Source organism: Bacillus sp. CD3-5, from assembly GCF_006349665.1.
GTDB lineage: Bacteria > Bacillota > Bacilli > Bacillales > Bacillaceae_G > Bacillus_A > Bacillus_A paranthracis.
On sequence record NZ_VEPX01000002.1, the window covers coordinates 123,976 to 144,441 of the forward strand.

Consider the following 20,466-nt stretch of genomic DNA (forward strand, 5'->3'; position numbering starts at 1 on the left):
CCTCCTGAAATATTTACTTAAAACGATAGCGTTCTTTTATACTTAATTACGAGTATTAAATTTTTTTAGAGCAAGTTGTTTTTTGCACCAAAATGATATATTTTAAACTATAAACCTATGACAAAACTTATCCATTTCGCCTTTTTGCCTACTTCCTAAATTCAGCAAGTAAAATACTTTTAAAAGGATCAGGATTACTAAAGTTAAAGCTGTTCAAATTGACGGCCAATGTATGCTTGCCTCCAAGTGTTCCACCAACAAAAGTGGAAAACCCTAGAACGCTACCTCTGTGTCCCCATACCGAGACACCGTTCGGAAGCTTAAATTCAACGATTCCAAGACCATATCCCGCTCCTTCTCTATCTGTAGGAACTGTAGTAAGCATTTGTTTTAGTTGCTGTTCCTTCAGCAATTTACCACTAAGTAAGTAAGTATGAGAAGAATTTATTTAAATCGTCAGCATTAGAAATCATATCTCCATCCGAGCTACCTGGGTTAATATACGTAACGTCTTTTAGCTCACTTGCTCCATCTAGTTGGATATAACCACGGGCATGCTTGGTGCCTGGAATCACGCTTGAATTACCAGGTAGGAATGTATTTGACAAATCAAGAGGTTCAATAATCCGATTTTCAACCTCTTCCGCATAGCTGTTGCCAGTTACTTTTTCAATAAGGATCCCCAGTAATACGTATCCTGTGTTTGAATAAGACCAACCCTTTCCCGGGGCAAAGTCTGGGGGAAGGGAAATCCCCATCTTTACAAATTCTTCAGCCGTATACGATTTTTTTGTATCCATAATATCGAAGTCTTTTGAATTCATATATTCAGCAATACCACTTGTATGATTCAATATTTGTTTTTATATAAATAGATAGTAACTACTCCCCCTCCCGTTCTTCTCTATATTTTGATCATACACATTGAAAATCTCTTTTTTCTTACTCCTTCCTTACAAATTCCTTACGTTCAAAACTACTTCTATATTTCGGTGGTTTTTGTTTTAAGAAAATTTAGTTCTATTAACTTTGTAACATTGGAATAACAGCAAATGCCAATCAATTGAAGTAAAGTAAATGCTTCAAAAATAGAAAAAATAGGAATTCCTCTTGATAGACATAGAAATCCGGTCCTCAATATAGAAATTTCCTTATGTAAAAATATAGCGTATTATAATTATAAAACTTAATCAATTTCTTATTTTTCAGAAAAATATAAAAATATACCAGAATTTATTGTATAATGTTGTAAAAAGATGTCGGAGGGATTTAATGTTACATAAAATATCTCAATTCACAATTAAGCTTTCATCAATTCTTTTATCACTCTTATTATTATTAAATTTACCTTATTTATTTATCACTCAAAATGGATTTACCTTTCAACCAATTCTTTTTTTTAATCAGATTGTTACTATGTTAAAAGATGTTTTCTCCCCTGAATCATTAGTAGTGATAGGATCAGATCCAAAATTTGGTGGTTTCAAAAAAATACCCTTATTCCCAACTGTTTTAGAACCTTACCTATATTCATTTACTGTATTATTTTTAGCCTTTTTACTTGCGCTCTTTCTATCATCCAGCATGGCATTTTTTTATTTTTTAGCAAAAGATTATATAAAAAAATGGATAAACCGAATTGTGTTCATATTAGAAGCTGTCCCTGATATGATGATGATGATTTGTTTGCAAATATTTTTCATATGGGTACTTAGGAAATTCGGGGAAGCTCCTTTCACCATTATTTCTTTTAATGAAAATCGAGCTTATTTACTCCCAATTGTATCTTTAGCAGTCTTACCTACATTACAAATGTTTCGGATGATGGTGTTATACATAAAAGAAGAACATGGAAAAGATTATGTAGAGGTTGCCTATGGAAAAGGCCTTTCATCAAGTTATATACTATGCATTCATTTATTCAAAAATATATCTATCCACTTCTTCCACCATTTAAAAACGATTTTTGTTTTCTTACTTTCTAATTTATTCATTTTAGAATTTGTTTTTAATATGGAAGGCATTATTCAATTCTTATTTAATAAGGCGTTTATTTCACCTCCAGCTGCATTTATCATACTGGTTATGATTATTTTACCGTTTTATACTATTTTTCAAATAACCTCATTCATGATGAATAGATGGCAAAAGCACTTGAAAGGAGTAGCATTATGAAATCTATTTGGAAATCAAAACGCTTTTTAATCGGCTTTACCTATTTATTTATACTTATTTCAGCTAGTTTTATTTATAGTTGGTTCTTTAAAGATAACATCCCAAAACCTCCTCAGTTACTTTACAATGACAATAACGAATTACTTGGAAAGGCTCCCTTTCCGCCGTCGTTAATTCCGCCTTTTGGATCTGATCGTTTTGGAGAGTCTGTTTTCTTTCAAATTATAGAAGGAGCAAAATTTACTATTCTATTAGCCGTGGCAATTAGCTTCTTTCGAATTTTATGCGGAACATGTATAGGAATCCTCTTAAGTTTATATGCTCCAAAACTCAAGAGATTTTTCCAGGCATGCTCAGAAGTTTTTTATTATATTCCAACTCTATTTATCGCATTCATACTCATCACACCCGTTAATATTGTAATCACATCAAATGCTGATGGGTTAAATCCAAATATTTCATTTACGTTTTATCAAGTACTCGTACTTATTTTCGTCGCTCTGCCTACACTTTCTTTATATATATCCTCAGAGGTTGATGAATTTATGAAACGAGATTACATTTTAAGTTCACAATTATTGGGTGCTAGCCGTTTTCATATTATGAAAAAACACTTACGAGTCTTATTACTTGACCGCTTATTTGTATTATTTATGGAACATATCGTCCAAACACTCATACTCGTTATCCATTTAGCGTTGCTTAACATTGTAATTGGCGGGATTCAAATGCGTGAACTCTATGACGGAGTACTCAAACCTGTTTCTCTATCTAATGATTGGGCAGGTCTTATTGGCTTAAATCGTAATGAAATGAATCTTTCATGGTGGATTATTTTTTATACTCTCGCTTCTTTCTTTATTACGATTCTATTTATTAAGCTTATGACAATCGGGATTCAAGATGCACTGAAAGCAAGAGATTCGCAAACTGTAGCAATTCAAACCGTTCCTGATCATAAAAAATTTGTTAAAGGTAAAGATTCTTTTTCTTTTGCAAATAAAGTGAACCTTTAATCCTGTCTCATTAATCAAGTATGGATTGGCATTGATATTAGTAGAATATAAAAAAGATGATCCCTATTGCATACGAGGCCACTGAAAAAGTGGTTGCTTTGAAAAAATAACACATATTTCATCAATATGTTGAAATTAAAAAGGATCCCGTCATCTGTATATAGTAGGTGATGGGATCCTTTTTCTTATGAAGTGGAGTTTTTCAGTGCCCTCATTGCATACAGGGATCATCTTTTTATGCAGTCTAACTTTTTTACATGTACTTTGTTAAACTCATATTTTTTATATTTAATGTGAATTATTTGCAATCACAATTATACTGTTTAAAATCGATTACCATACGTCCTTGAATTCTACCTTGTTCCATTTCTTCGAATACATTTTGTACTTTATCTAGAGAACAAGTTTGAACAACAGGCACTACTTTTCCTTCTGCACCGAACATAAATGCCTCTTCTAGATCCTTACGAGTACCGACTAGAGAGCCAACCACTTCAATTCCATCTAATACAAGTCGCGGAATGTTTAAATCCATCGTTTCTACTGGTAAACCTACTGCAACGACTTTACCACAAGCACGTACTGCATCAACTGCAGAGTTGAATGCTACTTTTGAAACAGCTGTTACTACAGCAGCATAAGCACCACCAAACTCATCTTGAACAATCTTATCAGCAGGACCTTGAGAAATTGGATTGATTGTCATATCAGCTCCAACCTCTTTTGCTAAGGCTAATTTATCGTCATTAATATCTACTGCAATTACCTTTGCACTAAATACGTTTTTAGCATATTGAATAGCTAGGTTACCTAATCCACCACAACCATAGATTACGATAGGTTGGCCAGGTTTAATATCCGATACTTTTATAGCTTTATATGTAGTTACACCCGCACATGTGATTGATGATGCTTGAGCTGGATCTAATCCTTCTGGTACTTTCACCGCATAATCAGCTGTCACAATACATTGTTCAGCCATACCACCATCTACTGAATAACCAGCATTCTTAACTTCACGGCAAAATGTTTCCCTACCTGTTACGCAATATTCACAACGTCCACAAGATTGGAACATCCATGCAATACTTACACGGTCCCCCACCTTTAGTGAAGTAACATCATCAGCGATTTTCGTCACAATACCTATACCCTCATGACCAAGAATACGGCCATCTGTATTTCCAAAATCATGATTTGCAACGTGTAAATCAGTATGACAAACTCCACAATACTCTACATCTACTAACGCTTCACCTGAGTGTAACGGACGTAATTCTTTTTCAATAATTTCAATGTTTGCTTTACTATTTTTATTAACTACTACTGCTTTCATATGTGATCTCCCCTTTAGTGTTTTAGAATTTTTCATGAGTTCATCTCACAACTTCTGTCCTCACTAGTTTGGCTAATCATTGTACCAAGTTTAAGTGTTCAATCATCATTACATGTTCATCATAACATGACACTTCAAAAACAAATTGTGAAATTATGAACGATGTTTGAATTGTTGTATAAATCGTTTTATATTTTTTTAAATGAGAGTCATCACTGGCTATAAGTAAGTCACATATTTCTACAAGAAAATAAATAAACAAACTATTCACTAATAAAAAAGGGGCTGTCTCATAAGTCTCTTTCGAAGTAAGATCACATGAAATTGAAAAGGCAGAAACGTTATAAAATCAACATTTCTGCCTTTCACTTTTTATTCGATTTTGGCTAAAAAGCACCTTTATTAGACTTAACTATAACATTTTAATTGCTCTTATGTATTCTGTCATACTATACGAAACATTTATTCATACTTATTATTATTTTCCCCATGTTTCACTGCATACAATGCAGCTTGCGTACGATCATCTACTTCTAATTTAGCTAAAATATTTGAAACATGTGTTTTTACAGTTTGTTCTGTAATATGAAGCACTGCTGCAATTTCTTTATTACTTCGCCCTTTCGCAATTTCACGAAGTACTTCTTGTTCTCTTTTCGTTAACATAGAAAAAGGGTTTTCTTTTTCTTTCTTGACTACTGATCGTCCTAATAGTGCTGGTGTTACTTTCGGATGAAAATTCGTATTTCCTTCATGTACTGCAATAATAGAAGCTACAAGTTGCTCAGGTTGTACTTCTTTTAATTGATAACCATCTGCTCCGGCTTCAAGTGCTGGTAAAACATAATCTTGCTCTGAAAAACTGCTTAATATTAGTATCTTTATCGTTTCATCATATTGTTTTATTCGTTTTGTTGCTTCGATGCCATCCATCTTCGGCATTGATAGATCCATTAATACTACATCTGGCCTTTTTGTTTGGACGAATGTTAACGCATCTTCTCCATTTTCTGCTTCCCCAACAATTTCAAATTCTTCTCTCGTTTTCAAAAAGAATATAAGTCCTCTTCGAACGATATGATGATCCTCAACTAGTAGTAATTTAATTTTCAACCTTCTTCTCCCCTTCAAACTGGCAATTGAATTTCAATTTTCGTACCCTTTTTCAGCTCCGTTTTTATTTGAAATGATCCCCTCATTAACTGAATACGTTCCTTCATACTTTTTAAACCGAGTGCTGACTCTCTTACTTGCTCTTGTATAAATCCTATTCCGTTATCCTCTATGTAAAAATACAACTGGTTATCTTCTATTTTTAAAAGAACATGTACCTTTTCACATGAAGCATGTTTTTTACAATTATGTATCGCTTCTTGACTAATACGCCATAAAACCTCTTCTATTTCATCACCAATTGAAACCATTCCATCAATTCGAACTTCCACGTGAATTCCTAACAACTTTCCGTAATTTTTAATTGCTTCAGCTAACCCTTTCTCTAATCCTTCCGGTCTTAATTGCCAAATCAAGAGTGTCATCTCTTGTAATGCTTCCTGTGATAATTCTCCAATATAGCTCAACATCTCTTGCAAGTCTCTATCTTGCGTCATATTTAGAGTACCTTTTGTGGTTAACATGATAGAAAATAACAATTGTTTTACTGAATCATGTAAATCACGGGCTAATCGATTTCTTTCAGCTACCACTACATATTTACGTTCTTTCTCTACTAACTGAATACGTTGTATTGTCGTTCCTATTTGAAATGCAATCGATTCTAATAATGCTAATTCTTCCTCTGAAAAATTTGTTTTTTGAGGCGAGGCCACATTTAATAGACCAAACTTCTCTGATCCAGACCTAAGGGGAATTGTCGCATGGTGCGTAACATTTTCGGTATCTCCCCAATTACATTCAATCGCATCCTCTATTCGCTTACATTCAATAATATTAGTCGCTTTTTCCAACCTGCCATTCACAAAACGCTCTACACACCAGCAATCTCCTTCACACATCGGCTTCTTCTCTTGCCACGTAAGAGCTGGCGGTAAGTTTTCATCCACAAGCATACGGTGCTTTCCACTTTCATCAATAAAAAAGATCCAGCCTGTTTGCAAATTCATAACTTGTAACAATGTATGTAACACTTTTTCCAACATGTCTTGTAAGTCTGTTGCTTCATTTAATAATTCAGCAATTGCTTTTAATGCCTCTAAACGATGCATCTCTTTTTCTTCAAAGTTCATTTTCATCACCATCTATCATTATAACATTAAGAAATTTCTAAATTCTACAAATTAAAAAGAACTGAATTTCTTCAGCTCTTTTTTATATCAATCATTTTATTATTATTTTTCTATCCAATGCTGAAAGCAGCATTTCCGTTACCAAACTATTCTACTTTAGCTGTCCGATAAATATTGTCCACCTTGGCTATGCTGTAAACTTTCAGTAGTAACAACCATATTTGCTGCTGGCATTTGCACTTGATTCTTATGGAACATAGACATTAATTCAAATCTTACTTGTCTAGAAGTTTCAAAATAATCTTCCGGTTTTATTAAACCTGTAATACAAAATTCATATCCAACGTATTTCAGATTCGGATTTAAATCTGTAACACCTACATATTTAAAAGGTTCAACAGCTTCATCCTCTACTTTATAAAGACTTGGAGTCAACTTTTCATTACAATTCACACAAACTTCCTCTAACAATTCCTTAACTCTTGTCGGATCTTCCTGATAACTTACCGTAATTCGTTCAATTACACGCATCCAACCTTTATTAAAATTTTGTATCGTTCTAATCTCTCCGTGTGGTATGGTAAGGAGTTTTCCTGACCATTCACGAATTTGCATAAAACGAATACTAATTTCCTCAATCGTTCCTGAGTTTGTTCCGTTAAAAGTAACAAAATCGCCAACACGAAACTCTTTGTCCGCTAATCTCGCAAAGCCTAATATAACATCTTTCAGCATCTGTTGTGCAGCAAAACCGATAACAACCCCCGCTATCCCTGCACCTGCAATGATACTTTTTATATCTACAAATTGGCTAATTAAATATATGATTAGACTAATGATAATGATATATCTAAAAATAGATCGAATCACACTTTGAATCGTTTGCTCTACCTCTTCATCAAAAAAGCTTGATTTCCTAAAAAACCAATCAATAATGCGGTTTATGACAAATGAAATAATGATTAGAACGAAAGCAAATAGTAAAAATCTTAAAAGTAAAAACTCTCTTACATAATTAAAAAATTCTTCAGTATACGTTAATAAACTCATCTAACCACTTCCTTACTAATTAAAAAATTCATAATCGTCTCAGTTTATTCTAGGAAAATCTATTATCTTCTCTAAAACGTCGCTACCCTTACTATGTATTTTGACTTTATTACTAATTCACTTTAAACAGTATGTCTAGATGTTCTTTTCCTTCCCCTTTAAATATACCCTTTTTAATAACCTAAGGGGAGCTAATCGTGAAATTTTTTAAACGTTAAAACTTTATTCTACTCATTACGATTTCAACTAATTTATTCATTAACTAGATAAAAAAAGAGCTGAATTTATCAGCTCTTTTATTCGATATTAATTGTTGTTTTACTGTTTTTTTCTTCTTTCAATTTTGGCAATTCAATTGTCAGTACGCCATCTTTATAATTTGCTTTAACATTTTCTTCCTCAACTCGTTGAAAATTAAAGCGTCGAGTTACAGAACCTATAGAACGTTCTTTACGAATATATATGCCATTCTCATTTTTTTCTTCTACTTCATTATGATTAGTTGCTTGAATCGTTAATACATCTTGTTCAAATTCAACTTGAATGTTTTCTTTTTGAAAACCCGGTAAATCTGCTTTTACTGTATATTTATCAGACTGTTCATGAACATCTACTTTAAAAGTATCCATGTTCATCGGTTTAAAGAAAGCATCTGTCATCCCTTCTAATAAAGAAGGCCCAAAATCAAAAATACCATTTTGACGTTTTGTTATCTCTGGAAATAAATTACGCATATTTTTTCCTCCTTATTATTTATGAATGAAAGATTATCTCTTTCTGCCTTTATTATAACACTTGGTCAAAAAAGGTCAAAGATTTTATTTGACCTTTTTTGATGTATATTTTACCAAATAAAACAAATAAGTTATATGACTTCTCTCCCTCTTATAAAGAGGAAAATATTCACATAACAACGAATAGTATATTTGCTCTTATTTTTTCTTACGGAGGTTACATACAATGGGGTATATTGAAGAACTTAGAAAATTTGTCGGATCAAGACCACTCAATCTAGCAGGAGTTGCTGTAGCTGTTTTCAATGAACAAGGACAAATATTACTTCAACAAAGGCGAAATGGTATTTGGGGTGTTCCTGGTGGATTCGTTGAACTTGGTGAATCAACAGAAGAAGCTGGGAGACGAGAAGTGCTCGAAGAAACAGGGATTGAAATAGGAAGCTTACAGTTAATAAGCGTATTTTCTGGAAAAGAATTTTTTGTAAAATTACCAAACGGGGATGAGTTTTATCCTATAACAATCGCATATCTTTGCAAAGACATTAAAGGCGGCTTGCTAAAAGCTGATGGGATCGAATCATTAAGTGTACAATTTTTTGATTTTGATAAGCTACCAGAGAATATTAGCCCATTTATAAAAAAGTTAATTGAGCAAAACCTCGTCTCAATTTAAACGCAAAAAGAGACCTTTTTTAAAGGCCTCTTTTTTTCACTTCACTTCTGCGTTTAAGCAAGATTTAAAATGTCCAAGTGCAAATTCATGCCCTTGCGCATTAAAAGATGCAACCGCCTTTTCATAAACTACAATTTTAAACCCTTTATTATAAGCATCTACTGCTGTATGAAGAACACAAATATCAGTGCAAACACCTACAAGATGAACTTCTTCTATTCCTCTTTCTCGTAACTTCATCTCTAGGTCTGTTCCTGCAAATGCACTATATCGTGTTTTATCCATATAATATACATTCTCTGCATTTTTATATGTTTCATACACATCTTGTAATTCACCAAATAAATCCCTTCCATTTGTACCGGCTATGTTATGAGGCGGGAATAACTTTGATTCTGGATGATATACATCGTTTTCTTCATGTTTATCGATTGCAAAGACTACGTAATCTCCATTTTCAATATATTGCTTCGTTAAATGGACAATTTCCTTCTCAATTTCTTGTCCTGGTTTTCCGCATGTTAAAGCACCTTTCTCAGCTACAAAATCATATGTATAATCAATATTTATAAGAGCTCGTTTCATTACTATCTCTCCTTCTCCTGTTTCACAGTAAACAATAGAAAATTTGTTATTACGACATCGTATGTACTATTCGACATTTCAAATGAAATACCTACATTTTTCTTCTGAAACTTACCTTATTCCGAGTTTATCATATAATAGCTAAACAATGGTAAAACAAATAGACCCTATCGATAAGTCATAAATTTGATAATGGAACTTAACTTGCATCATAAACCAAATTACTGACATCATCATATTAATCAAGAAGATACAAATACACCAGTTCACCTCTTCAACCGCTTTTTCTGTCATAGTAGTAACAAGTGGTCTCTTCCTAATTTAATCATATTAGAAAACGAAACAAGTGATTCACTATTACAACCTCTAGTATAAACAAAAAAGTACACTACTTTTTGAGTAATGTACTTTTTATTCTTCTTATGACGCTGGTTTTGTTTCAAATGTTGCTTGATTAAAACTAATAACCTTTCCTTTCGGATCATTGTTTTCATACTGAACTGCCGTAATCGTATGACTACCTGTTTCAAGCGTCTTTTCTTTTAATTGTACTGTTGTCTGTGTTGTACTAGTTACTTGATATTTATCTGCAAACACTCGATCTACAAATACGAATGTTTCTTTATCATTTTGAAAATTAGAGAGCTCTAATTCAACGTGTTGAATTAAAGTATCCTTTTTAATGAATACAGCTGGTATATTACCATTCTCAGAAGTACCGTCTGGTGTAATAACTTTTACTTTTCCTTCTCCAATTGGCATTACGCCTTCCGGAAATACAACTATATTCTCATTACTTGCGTTTACGACTTGTTCTTCAGGCTTTGATTGTGTACCCTCTTTTTCCTTTGGAGCACCGCAACCAACTAATAACAATACAGACAATCCAGTGATTATGAATTTTTTCAAAATTCATCCCCCCTGTCATTTCATTATAATTTATTATACAAAAATAACTTTTAAATTTTAAGACTACTTTCAACACTTTCATGAACAACTAGAATCTTGCTCACGATTAATGTATCATACTTTCCTTAATAGAACATTAATTTTTTTTATGAAATAAATAGTAATTCCCTCTTATCTATCATTTTAGCCTAATGGATTAATTACATACCTATCCAAAATAAAAAGACATTGTTTCATTCAATGTCTTTTTATTTTCGGCTTTAAAAAACAAATGTTGTAATCTCATCCACTTCTTTTCTTGGAAGTTTCTTCGGCTTATCTTTCGGAAAACCGAGTGAAATAACCATATTTATTTGTTTTTCAGGCTCAATTTGTAAATATTGTCGTAGTTCATCTTGAGCTAACAATACCGGTCCTGTCATTGGGCATGTACCAAGCCCCTTCGCATGTGCAGCTAACATTAAGTTTTGTGCCGCTAAACAGCTGCTCTTAATTCCTTCTTCTTCCCAAACTGAATCTGGAACAAAAGCAATCGGATCAAATATTTTTTCACGAAACTTTGATTCATATGGCGTTGCCAAACATACGATTAATACTGGTGCCTCCGAGAAAGCTGTTGCATATGGTCCAAAAGAACGTGTAAGTAATTTCCCTGCTTTCTCTTCTCCGTTTTCTGCCGCTTTTGCCGCAAGTTTATGTAATGCATCCCATGTCATTTGTTCAATTTCTTTAATTTTCTCTCGGTTCATAATGACCAAGAACTCCCAAGTTTGTGAGTTCGTATCACTCGGTGCATAACGAGCACAATCAATAATTTCTTTTATATCACTAGTGGATACTTCTTGTTCTGTGAACTTTCTAACACTTCGTCTACCGTGAATTACTTCTTTAAAATCTTCATAATTCATACATTAAATCCCCTTTTTACAGCGTTTTCAAATCTTGTCCTATGTTTGAATTATATCATGAAAAAAAGCTGGAGTAATACCAGCTTTTTTCTTCAATATTAGTTCGTAACTTTAAACAAACGAATACTTTCTTCATATGCAACTTGGAGTTTCTTTGTGATCGGTCCTCTTTCCCCGTTCCCGAACTGCTCGTCACCAATTTGAACGACTGGGAATATTTCAAGTGGTGTCGCTGTGAAGAAGCATTCATCGGCCTCATACACTTCTTGAAGTGGAAATTCTCTTTCTTCTACTTCAATATGTAACTCTTTCGCTAATGTAATAACGTAGTGACGTGTAATGCCGTGTAGAATGAAATTGTCAGCCGGATGTGTAATCAATTTATTATTTTTCACCATAAAGAAATTTGAATGACACCCTTCCGTTACAATTCCATCTCGTACTAATATCGCTTCTTGATAGCCTTGTTCGTTTATTTTATTTTTGATCATAATATTAGGTAGCAGGTTTAAGGATTTTATATGACAGAACTTCCAGCGTATATCCTCTTCTACAGTAACTTTTATTCCTCGTTCCATAGAAGCAATTGGTCGTGGAAAAGAAACAATGTTTGCAAAATATGTTGGTTGCATATTTGACTCATATACATGATTACGCGCTTGAGCCCCTCTTGATATTTGCAAATATACATTCCCATCTTCTTGAAATTTATTTTTTTCAATCATTTGATATAACTCTTCCACTAACTCTTCCTTAGTAAACGGTGGAATTAATTTTATTTCTTCCATAGAATGAAAGAATCGTTCTAAATGTAAATCTAATAAATGTGGCTTCCCATCATATAGTCTGAATACCTCGTATATACCATCACCAAATTGAAAGCCTCTCTCCTCTAATGGAATCATTGGCTGTTCTTCCTTCGTATTTACAATTCTTCCGTTAAATAAAATCCAATCTTTATGAGTAGCTTTCATTTATTCCCACTCCTTTATTACATGATTGTTTTAATTGTACAACTTATGCACGATCAAAAGAAGGAATTTTCTGTATTTTAACAAAATAAAAAGTGCATCACCTATTTAAGGTGATGCACTTTTTATTTACTTCAGAAAATATTTTTCAATATCATCTAACATAAGATTTGCAGCTACAATACCACCTGCTGTATTCCAAATCACTTCATCTACTTGGAATACTTTATTATCTTTAGAAGCCTGCAGTTGTTTAAATAGTGGATCTTCTGTCCATTCTTTTGCTAATGTATTTCCTTCATTATTCTTATCCGCGTCTTTATCAGATGTGAAATAGAATAAATAATCCCCGTCCATATTTGGAATTTGCTCTTTTGTAATTCCTTTAATTGCAAATTCATCTTTATCTTGTAATGGTGGTCTTTTAAATCCAATATCATTTAATACAACACCTGAGAATGAATTTTTTTGATAAATACGAACGTCACCAGGGACGAAACGAATAATAGAAACTTTAGAGTTAACTTTATCACCTAATTTTTCTTTTATTCCCGCAATACGCTTTTTATAATCATTAAGAGCATTTTGCCCTTCTCTTTCTTTATTTACAGCTTTCGTATAAAGTGTAAAGTTTTCTTTCCAATCACCGCGTAATGTTTCAGCATATACTGTTGGCGCGATTTCTTTTAATTGCTCGTATATTTTTTCGTGACGCATTTTATTTCCGATAATTAAATCCGGCTGAAGCTTCATTACTGCTTCTAAATTAATGTCACGCTCAGTTCCTACTACTTTCGTATTTTTTAACTCTTTCGCTAAATGAGGATACCATTCATCACCAGCTCGTGGTTTCGTCGTTCCAACCGGCGTTACTCCAACAGATAAAAGTGCCTCAGCGCCCTCATTTGTTAAAACCACAACTCTTTTTGGCGTACCATTTACTGTCGTTTCTCCCATTGCATGCTTTATACTATAAGAACCTTTTGCCTTTACTGATGTATCTTTATCTTTCTTCTCTTCTTCTTTACCGCACCCTGCGATTACGACCATTAGTAACATAACGCAAAGTATAAGAATATTTTTAGTGCGTGTCATAAGCCCTCCTGGATGAAATTGATTATCATTTACACTTAAAGGTTAATGTATATCTCATACATTGTCAATAGATATATCAGAAAACTTTTTCAATATATATAATTACACCCTCATTTTTATTCAAAATATTTTTGTGCCTATTTGCTACTCAAATTTTTTTAATCGTAACATATGAAAAATAAATGGACATAAGAAAGTAATTGTAATTCCAGTCACTGCATAACGTAAATAATACATATCAGGTATTACTTTTTTTAGTATAAACTGCATTATTAGCATGATACTTAGGCCCAATACTGTTTTTACCACTTGCATTTTAAAATCATTACTTTCATTCATATTAATAAAATGATTCTCTAACATGATACCAATCGTAGAACCTGTCAAAACTCCTAGTAATTTAAGATTATCTACTTGGCTTGTCATAACATACATAATGAGTGAAACAGCCAATATAATTCGTTGTAACAATATAAATTTCCTATCACTTAATCCCATTGTTACCTTCGTATATAAATAAACAACTATGACACTAAATAAAACGGCACCTATTATATCACTGAGCCAATGTACACGTAAATATAGACGAGAAATAGCAACTAATATAATAAAAACAATACCAATGATCCAAATGATTCTCTTTTTACATAAAATCATGAATGAACCCCAAAACGTTGTTGCTAACTGCACGTGTGTACTTGGGAAAGAATAACTTGCAGCTGATTTTTCATATAAAGATTGAATTCCGTCGTATGTATACGGTCGCGGAATTTTCATAAATTCTTTTATCACTATCCCTATATATCCAGAGAAACAAAGCATAACAATCATATGAAATGCTTTTCTTTTAGAAACGCACCAATACGAAATTGAAATAACAATTAAATATAATGTTTCATTTGCAATAATAGATACAAGTTTAAAAAATGCTGTAAGTACACTTCCCTCCAGACTGATCATCCATTCAAGAAATAACATATCAATATTAAACATACAAACACGATACCTCCCTAAAATTTAATTCTGCTATTTTTCAGCACTTCATATAAAGTGAAACTTTAATCAGTGGGGGTTTTCTTCATCCCCCACTGATTATTAGCCCTCACCAATCGGACTTTAATGGGCAGCCCGATCCCCATCTAACTTCTTTGCTTTCGCTGAATTTTGAGGTGGGGTTCTTACTGCCCATTAAAGTGGGATAAACTAGTTGATTAACATTTCAAATTTATACACCTACTTACTTTACATGTTAAGAACATATAGTACCACATACTAATAATAGATAATATGTTAAAACATCCAATCATTTTTATAGATTTCCAATGATTTTTGGGCTTTATATACAAAATCACTCTAATTACAAATAAAAAAACCGCCCTTAAGTAAGGCGGTTTCTATCATTTTGCTTTAACCAATTTAATATAAATATATACGATTGATAGTGAATATAACGTATGCAAAATAAAAGAAATAAAAGGGCTATTCCAGTGGTACTATACAGCAAACCGAACTTTAAAAAAACATTTAAAAGCGGTGAAAAGTTCGTTATGCTTTGTAATGTAAGTAGCATACAAAACAAAAGGAAAAACACTGGAGCATATTGTAATTCATACGGCTTTCTCTTCTTATTTATTCTTTTTCGAATAAACATATGGCTTAGCTCCGCTACTAAAAAACACCCTCCAATTAATACAAGACCAGAAGTCATCGTCATACATCCACCTGCCTTATTTTTATCCCACATAACTACTCATCGCTATATTTTCTTCACATATATTCCGTCTTCCACATTAAATCCAAAGCTCTCTATGAAAGATTTCGCTTGTTCTGTTAATTCCGTTTGTAATACCTTTATCTCTTTCACATTTCTTTCTTTCATCATCATTTCAAATGTGAAATACGTATTTGTCCCATAACCATAACTTTGATAGTCAAAGTGAATAATTAACTGAGATAAAATCGCAGTCTCCTCTTGTACATTATAGTCTATTACACCGATATATGTATCATCAACCTTCACACAATACTGTACTTGATTCTCAGTTAAACTATGTGAGCGAAACATTTCTTTCACAACGTTTTCATTTTCTACAGTTACTTTTTCAAACGTAATCATATGTTGTCCATCCTTTTACTATTATTGTATCAATAATACGTCCTATTTATGAAAAAAACCTTAAGACCGTATGCGATCTTAAGGTTTTTCTAATTAAACTAAGCTATACGCACGTTTCGTTTCTTCGTGGAACTTATTCGTATCGTATTTATGCTCAACATAAATTTGATGCCATACCATAAACGCAAGTACAGTCCAAATTTTACGGCTATAATCGCCTTTATCTGCACAATGTGCTTCCAGTAAGTTTAATACATACTGTTTGTCGATTAAATGCTCTGTCTTACTCTCGTTTATAATATTGATAGCCCAATCATGCATTTCGTCTTTTAACCAGTGACGAATTGGTACTGGGAATCCAAGTTTTTTACGATCTAATACGTGATCTGGAACGATTCCGCGTGCTGCTTCACGTAAAATAGCTTTCGTAGTTCCGTTAGCAATCTTAAATTCAGTTGGAATTTTAGATGCAACATCGAATACTTCTTTATCTAAGAACGGTACACGAAGTTCTAATGAGTTTGCCATTGTCATTTTATCAGCTTTTAATAAAATGTCACCGCGTAACCATGTGAACATGTCAATGTACTGCATTTTGCTTACATCATCATAATCTTTAATTTCGTTATACAATGGTTTCGTGATATCCATATAGTTAACACTTTCATTGTAATACTTCATTAATTCAGCTTTCTCTTCTTCACGGAAGATTTTCGCGTTTCCATAGTAACGCTCTTCAATTGGCGTACATCCACGCTCTAGGAAGCTCTTTCCTTTAAATCCTTCTTTAAGAGCACCACTTAGTGCTTTTAGAACGCTCTTACCTGGGCTAGGAATGTAAGAGAACATTTTCAGTGAGTTTGGCTCACGATAAATGTTATAACCACCAAATAGCTCGTCTGCACCTTCGCCTGAAAGAACAACTGTTACATGCTTACGTGCTTCTTTTGCAACGAAGTACAACGGTACAGCTGCTGGATCTGCTAAAGGATCATCCATATGCCAAATGATTTTTGGGAATTCATCCATAAACTCTTTCGCTGAAATGAATACGTTATGGTTTTTAACACCTAATTTCTCAGCAGTTTCTTTCGCAACATCAACTTCACTGAAACCACGTTGCTCAAAACCAACAGAGAATGTTAAAAGATTTGGATTCATTTCTCTTGCGATAGAAGCGATGATAGATGAATCGATACCACCAGATAAGAATGAACCTACTGGTACATCACTGCGCATATGCACTTTTACTGAATCATATAACACATCACGAATTGCCTGGATATGCTCCTCTTTCGTTGCACTTGAAGCATTGAAATAAGGTTTCCAGTAGCGATGGATTTCCATCTCTTTACCGATTTCTTTTACGAAATAATGACCAGGTTCGATTTTATTAACATCAATTGTTAATGTTTCTGGCTCTGGACCATATTGGTACGTAAAGTAATGTTGTAATGACGTTGGGTTAACGCCTTTATCTTCCATCACATGCATAATACTTTTCTTCTCAGATGCGAAGAATGTAGTATCACCTTGTTGTGCGATGTATAAAGGTTTAATACCGAAGTGGTCACGTGCACCGAAAAGTTTCTTTTCTTCACGATCCCAAATCATAAATGCAAACATACCACGAAGGTAGTCTACACATTTTTCTTTCATATGTGCATACAATGCAATGATAACTTCTGTATCAGATTGCGTTGCAAACGTTGCACCTTTTTCAAGTAACATTTCACGTAATTCTACATAGTTGTAAATTTCACCATTAAAAATAATTACATATCGATCATTTTCATAAGTTAGCGGCTGATGTCCTGCCTCTAAGTCAATGATACTTAAACGGCGGAAGCCAAATTGTACATGCTCATCACGAAAATATCCTTCGTCATCTGGACCACGGTGGAAAATCATCGTGTTCATATTTTCAAATTGATGTTTTTCTGTTTCTGAAAACTCTCTAGGGTTTTCACATAAACATCCTACAAAACCACACATACTTCTTACCCTCTTTCAGTTTTCATTCTGTCTCTATACTACTATATCAACCCTATTTATACTAGCATAATCAACTGAATATGGCGACCAAAAACTATAAAAAAATCACTCCATTTCACATTTTTAACAATTTTTTATGAAAACATGAAAATTAGGCAATCACCTTTCTCCGCTTTTGTCATATGATATTGCAAATTGATTTCTAGGAGGGAATACCATGAGTGAAGAAAAAAAAGACTCTTCTCGCCCACCGGTTCGCAATTATTTAAAGCAAATTGATGATTTCTTCGAGCAAACACCACTTCGCAATGTAATTGCTGATTTAAATCATTTTTTCCAAAAAGGAAATCGTTTATTAACATTCCCTGTAGATTTATATGAAGTTGGTGAAGAACTCGTTGTTACAGCTGAACTACCAGGTATACAAAAAGAACAAATTCAAATTGAAATACAAAATGAATACTTAAAAGTCTCTGTAAAAGAAGAGATACTGGAAGAAGAAGAGCAAACATCCCATAACTATTATCGCCGAGAACGTTCTATTTCAGAAGCATCCAGATTAATTAAATTACCGTACTCCATTAATAAAAAAGCAGCAAAAGCTTCGTATCAAAATGGCGTGTTAGAAATTCGGGCTCCAAAACTTCCACAGCAACATGACATTTTATCCATAGATTAATGTAAAAAAGAAGGGTGCTTTAATCTGCACCCTTCTTTTTATTCTGCTAATCGCTTCATATCACGTATAATGTCCTCATACGGCGTATTACTAATACCACTGTACTTTTTCATTACTTTTCCGTTTTGATCAATTAAATAAAATGACGTACCATGTATCACTTGACCATTTTCAGGTTTATCTACAAGTGATTGGAAATTATCTTTTGAAAACTTTGTAATATCTTCTAACGAATAACCTGTTAACAGGTTCCAGTTACTTGTATCTTCTGTAAACTTTTGAATGAAAGCTTTCAAGTTTTCTGGCTTATCAAGGTCAGGATCTACGCTAAATGATACAAACTGAACATCTAACTTCTCTTCCTTTGCCATTTTCTGTAATTTCGCCATATTAGCAGTCATTGGCGGACAAACTGTTTGACAGTTTGTGAACATAAAATCTGCAACCCAAACTTTCCCTTTTAAATCTTTTGTACCAAATGGCTTTCCATCTTGATTCGTAAATTGGAAAGTTTCTAAATCCCAATTCAATGGTTTACGAAGCTTTGAACCTGATCCACTACATCCAGCAAGTACAAAGAGACAAAATACAACCATAAGACCAATTACTTTTTGATAACGCTTCATTTATAAACCTCTTTTCTCTATCCTAAATTTAAATAGGTTATGTTTATCATAACAAAAGTTAACACTACGAGAAAATTGTTTACTACATTTGTTCACGAAATCGTACGAATTTACGTATGTTACTTCTTTATTTCAAGCGAATTACTAGACAAAATAATTTTTTTACTATTATTTCTCTAAATAATCGTCGCAAAACTAATTTTATTGTTATTTTTGTAAATGCATCTTCCTGTTTTTTTACAATTATTTAAACATTCATCCATGTTATACACTGTATTCCTTAACAACATTTCGGTACAATACAATTACAACGATTTTAAATGAGGTGATGTTCATGGCAAAGCGCTATGAAAATATGGATAATGTGAGTACAAAAAAATCAATTCGCTCTTTTATACGCTGGCGTAAAGAACGAAAGCAAAACAAAAAAGATTTTTCTTTCTTAGTAGAACAATCACCCGTTAAACAAAGTGCATTTTTGCAAAGTAATATTGAAAAAACGACTGTCACATGGATTGGGCATTCTACTTTTCTTATCCAAACGAATGGACTTAATATATTAACGGATCCAGTATGGGCCAATAAATTGAAGCTAGTCTCAAGACTTACTGAACCTGGTCTTTCTATACAAGAACTACCTAAAATTGATATTGTCCTCATTTCACATGGTCATTATGATCATTTAGATTTTTCAACACTTCGCCAACTTAATGATGACGTATTATACTTAGTACCCATTGGGCTAAAAAAATTATTTACTCGTAAAAAATTCAACAATGTAGAAGAGTATAAATGGTGGGAAAGTACGACTATTGATGATGTTTCCTTTCACTTCGTACCTGCTCAGCACTGGACGAGAAGATCATTATTTGATATGAACACATCTCACTGGGGTGGATGGATTATTAAAAATGACAATGTGGAGGAAACCATTTATTTTTGTGGAGACAGTGGCTATTTCCAAGGTTTCAAAGAAATTGGCAAACGCTTTTCAATTGATATTGCCCTTATGCCAATTGGAGCTTATGAACCAGAATGGTTTATGAAAATATCTCACGTTTCACCTGAAGAAGCAGTGCAAGCTTATTTAGATTTAAATGCTACACACTTTATACCAATGCATTACGGAGCTTTTGCACTCGCTGATGAAACACCTCGCGAGGCAATAACAAGGCTTCGAAATAATTGGAATTTACGTATGTTACCGTGGGAACAACTGCATGTACTCTTTTTAGGTCAAACTTTCACTTATAATAGCGTAACAAATGATAAACAAGTAAATGAAAAAAGCGAAACGTTACATGTATAACATAACTACTTATTTTCTATATTCAACATATACTATAGAA

At 33.2% G+C, this 20,466-nt stretch carries 20 protein-coding genes and 1 pseudogene; 5 read left to right on the top strand and 16 right to left on the bottom strand.

Going from position 1 to position 20,466, the window contains the following annotated elements; translation table 11 throughout:
- Positions 1–148: 148 nt before the first annotated feature.
- Positions 149–863 (bottom strand): annotated as a pseudogene (locus tag FH036_RS05655) (serine hydrolase domain-containing protein); the annotation flags it as partial.
- A gap of 409 nt (positions 864–1,272) precedes the next feature.
- Between FH036_RS05655 and FH036_RS05660 the strand changes: the two are divergent.
- Positions 1,273–2,175: an ABC transporter permease subunit gene (locus FH036_RS05660; protein ID WP_138322067.1), complete on the top strand. Its 903-nt coding sequence runs from the start codon at positions 1,273–1,275 to the stop codon at positions 2,173–2,175.
- On the top strand, positions 2,172–3,191 hold the full coding sequence (locus FH036_RS05665; protein WP_000836560.1) for an ABC transporter permease: 1,020 nt from the start codon (positions 2,172–2,174) through the stop codon (positions 3,189–3,191). Before FH036_RS05660 ends, FH036_RS05665 begins: the two co-directional genes overlap by 4 nt.
- A gap of 298 nt (positions 3,192–3,489) precedes the next feature.
- Here the strand turns inward: FH036_RS05665 and adhP are convergent, their stop codons facing one another.
- From adhP to FH036_RS05690, 5 genes are all read right to left on the bottom strand, one after another.
- Complete coding sequence (gene adhP, locus FH036_RS05670; RefSeq protein WP_139895493.1) at positions 3,490–4,527, bottom strand: alcohol dehydrogenase AdhP; 1,038 nt, start codon at positions 4,525–4,527, stop codon at positions 3,490–3,492.
- Between the two features lie 462 nt (positions 4,528–4,989).
- Positions 4,990–5,640, bottom strand: coding sequence for a response regulator (locus FH036_RS05675; RefSeq protein WP_000694619.1), 651 nt, complete (start codon positions 5,638–5,640; stop codon positions 4,990–4,992).
- A gap of 14 nt (positions 5,641–5,654) precedes the next feature.
- Positions 5,655–6,773, bottom strand: a complete 1,119-nt coding sequence (locus FH036_RS05680) for a GAF domain-containing sensor histidine kinase (RefSeq protein WP_474001840.1) — start codon at positions 6,771–6,773, stop codon at positions 5,655–5,657.
- 156 nt (positions 6,774–6,929) lie between these two features.
- The gene (locus tag FH036_RS05685) at positions 6,930–7,823 is read right to left on the bottom strand and encodes a mechanosensitive ion channel family protein (protein ID WP_000055420.1); all 894 of its coding nucleotides are present in this window, start codon (positions 7,821–7,823) and stop codon (positions 6,930–6,932) included.
- A gap of 296 nt (positions 7,824–8,119) precedes the next feature.
- Positions 8,120–8,557 carry an Hsp20/alpha crystallin family protein gene (locus FH036_RS05690; RefSeq protein ID WP_001245061.1) on the bottom strand — a complete coding sequence of 146 codons (438 nt, stop codon included), beginning with the start codon at positions 8,555–8,557 and terminating at the stop codon, positions 8,120–8,122.
- Positions 8,558–8,783: 226 nt separating this feature from the next.
- Here FH036_RS05690 and FH036_RS05695 point away from each other — a divergent pair, with 226 nt between their 5' ends.
- Positions 8,784–9,233: an NUDIX hydrolase gene (locus FH036_RS05695; protein ID WP_000540509.1), complete on the top strand. Its 450-nt coding sequence runs from the start codon at positions 8,784–8,786 to the stop codon at positions 9,231–9,233.
- A 36-nt stretch (positions 9,234–9,269) separates the two neighbouring features.
- On the opposite strand, the gene FH036_RS05700 is transcribed toward FH036_RS05695, so the two are convergent.
- The 9 genes from FH036_RS05700 to asnB all read right to left on the bottom strand — a co-directional run bounded on the left by FH036_RS05700 (position 9,270) and on the right by asnB (position 17,812).
- Entirely contained in the window at positions 9,270–9,818 is a 549-nt protein-coding gene (locus FH036_RS05700; protein WP_044790700.1) for a cysteine hydrolase family protein, read from the bottom strand.
- A gap of 420 nt (positions 9,819–10,238) precedes the next feature.
- Positions 10,239–10,727 carry a hypothetical protein gene (locus FH036_RS05705; RefSeq protein ID WP_000713490.1) on the bottom strand — a complete coding sequence of 163 codons (489 nt, stop codon included), beginning with the start codon at positions 10,725–10,727 and terminating at the stop codon, positions 10,239–10,241.
- A gap of 260 nt (positions 10,728–10,987) precedes the next feature.
- Complete coding sequence (locus tag FH036_RS05710; protein ID WP_001105300.1) at positions 10,988–11,635, bottom strand: nitroreductase family protein; 648 nt, start codon at positions 11,633–11,635, stop codon at positions 10,988–10,990.
- A gap of 98 nt (positions 11,636–11,733) precedes the next feature.
- Positions 11,734–12,609, bottom strand: a complete 876-nt coding sequence (gene dat / locus FH036_RS05715; RefSeq protein ID WP_000648366.1) for a D-amino-acid transaminase — start codon at positions 12,607–12,609, stop codon at positions 11,734–11,736.
- Between the two features lie 126 nt (positions 12,610–12,735).
- A complete protein-coding gene (locus tag FH036_RS05720; protein ID WP_044790701.1) occupies positions 12,736–13,701 on the bottom strand; it encodes an ABC transporter substrate-binding protein in 966 nt (321 codons plus the stop codon).
- Between the two features lie 144 nt (positions 13,702–13,845).
- Positions 13,846–14,694 (bottom strand): phosphatase PAP2 family protein, encoded by an 849-nt coding sequence (locus tag FH036_RS05725; RefSeq protein WP_044790702.1) that lies wholly within the window; start codon positions 14,692–14,694, stop codon positions 13,846–13,848.
- 385 nt (positions 14,695–15,079) lie between these two features.
- On the bottom strand, positions 15,080–15,409 hold the full coding sequence (locus tag FH036_RS05730) for a hypothetical protein (protein ID WP_044790703.1): 330 nt from the start codon (positions 15,407–15,409) through the stop codon (positions 15,080–15,082).
- Positions 15,410–15,457: 48 nt separating this feature from the next.
- Positions 15,458–15,817 (bottom strand): GNAT family N-acetyltransferase, encoded by a 360-nt coding sequence (locus FH036_RS05735; RefSeq protein ID WP_044790704.1) that lies wholly within the window; start codon positions 15,815–15,817, stop codon positions 15,458–15,460.
- A gap of 93 nt (positions 15,818–15,910) precedes the next feature.
- Positions 15,911–17,812 (bottom strand): asparagine synthase (glutamine-hydrolyzing), encoded by a 1,902-nt coding sequence (gene asnB, locus FH036_RS05740; protein WP_000333816.1) that lies wholly within the window; start codon positions 17,810–17,812, stop codon positions 15,911–15,913.
- Positions 17,813–18,029: 217 nt separating this feature from the next.
- Here asnB and FH036_RS05745 point away from each other — a divergent pair, with 217 nt between their 5' ends.
- On the top strand, positions 18,030–18,491 hold the full coding sequence (locus FH036_RS05745) for an Hsp20/alpha crystallin family protein (protein WP_001288082.1): 462 nt from the start codon (positions 18,030–18,032) through the stop codon (positions 18,489–18,491).
- Positions 18,492–18,529: 38 nt separating this feature from the next.
- Here FH036_RS05745 and FH036_RS05750 read toward each other — a convergent pair whose 3' ends face one another.
- A complete protein-coding gene (locus FH036_RS05750) occupies positions 18,530–19,117 on the bottom strand; it encodes an SCO family protein (RefSeq protein WP_000833353.1) in 588 nt (195 codons plus the stop codon).
- A 334-nt stretch (positions 19,118–19,451) separates the two neighbouring features.
- Between FH036_RS05750 and FH036_RS05755 the strand changes: the two genes are divergently transcribed.
- Positions 19,452–20,426 carry an MBL fold metallo-hydrolase gene (locus tag FH036_RS05755; protein ID WP_044790705.1) on the top strand — a complete coding sequence of 325 codons (975 nt, stop codon included), beginning with the start codon at positions 19,452–19,454 and terminating at the stop codon, positions 20,424–20,426.
- Positions 20,427–20,466: the final 40 nt, after the last annotated feature.

Coding starts and splice junctions, on each gene's coding strand:
- FH036_RS05660 (WP_138322067.1), top strand. CDS start 1,273: ATGTTACATAAAATATCTCAATTCACAATTAAGCTTTCATCAATTCTT.
- FH036_RS05720 (WP_044790701.1), bottom strand. CDS start 13,701: ATGACACGCACTAAAAATATTCTTATACTTTGCGTTATGTTACTAATG.
- FH036_RS05710 (WP_001105300.1), bottom strand. CDS start 11,635: ATGAATTATGAAGATTTTAAAGAAGTAATTCACGGTAGACGAAGTGTT.
- FH036_RS05730 (WP_044790703.1), bottom strand. CDS start 15,409: ATGACTTCTGGTCTTGTATTAATTGGAGGGTGTTTTTTAGTAGCGGAG.
- FH036_RS05695 (WP_000540509.1), top strand. CDS start 8,784: ATGGGGTATATTGAAGAACTTAGAAAATTTGTCGGATCAAGACCACTC.
- FH036_RS05745 (WP_001288082.1), top strand. CDS start 18,030: ATGAGTGAAGAAAAAAAAGACTCTTCTCGCCCACCGGTTCGCAATTAT.
- FH036_RS05735 (WP_044790704.1), bottom strand. CDS start 15,817: ATGATTACGTTTGAAAAAGTAACTGTAGAAAATGAAAACGTTGTGAAA.
- FH036_RS05685 (WP_000055420.1), bottom strand. CDS start 7,823: ATGAGTTTATTAACGTATACTGAAGAATTTTTTAATTATGTAAGAGAG.
- FH036_RS05750 (WP_000833353.1), bottom strand. CDS start 19,117: ATGAAGCGTTATCAAAAAGTAATTGGTCTTATGGTTGTATTTTGTCTC.
- dat (WP_000648366.1), bottom strand. CDS start 12,609: ATGAAAGCTACTCATAAAGATTGGATTTTATTTAACGGAAGAATTGTA.
- FH036_RS05725 (WP_044790702.1), bottom strand. CDS start 14,694: ATGTTTAATATTGATATGTTATTTCTTGAATGGATGATCAGTCTGGAG.
- adhP (WP_139895493.1), bottom strand. CDS start 4,527: ATGAAAGCAGTAGTAGTTAATAAAAATAGTAAAGCAAACATTGAAATT.
- FH036_RS05690 (WP_001245061.1), bottom strand. CDS start 8,557: ATGCGTAATTTATTTCCAGAGATAACAAAACGTCAAAATGGTATTTTT.
- FH036_RS05665 (WP_000836560.1), top strand. CDS start 2,172: ATGAAATCTATTTGGAAATCAAAACGCTTTTTAATCGGCTTTACCTAT.
- asnB (WP_000333816.1), bottom strand. CDS start 17,812: ATGTGTGGTTTTGTAGGATGTTTATGTGAAAACCCTAGAGAGTTTTCA.
- FH036_RS05755 (WP_044790705.1), top strand. CDS start 19,452: ATGGCAAAGCGCTATGAAAATATGGATAATGTGAGTACAAAAAAATCA.
- FH036_RS05680 (WP_474001840.1), bottom strand. CDS start 6,773: ATGAACTTTGAAGAAAAAGAGATGCATCGTTTAGAGGCATTAAAAGCA.
- FH036_RS05700 (WP_044790700.1), bottom strand. CDS start 9,818: ATGAAACGAGCTCTTATAAATATTGATTATACATATGATTTTGTAGCT.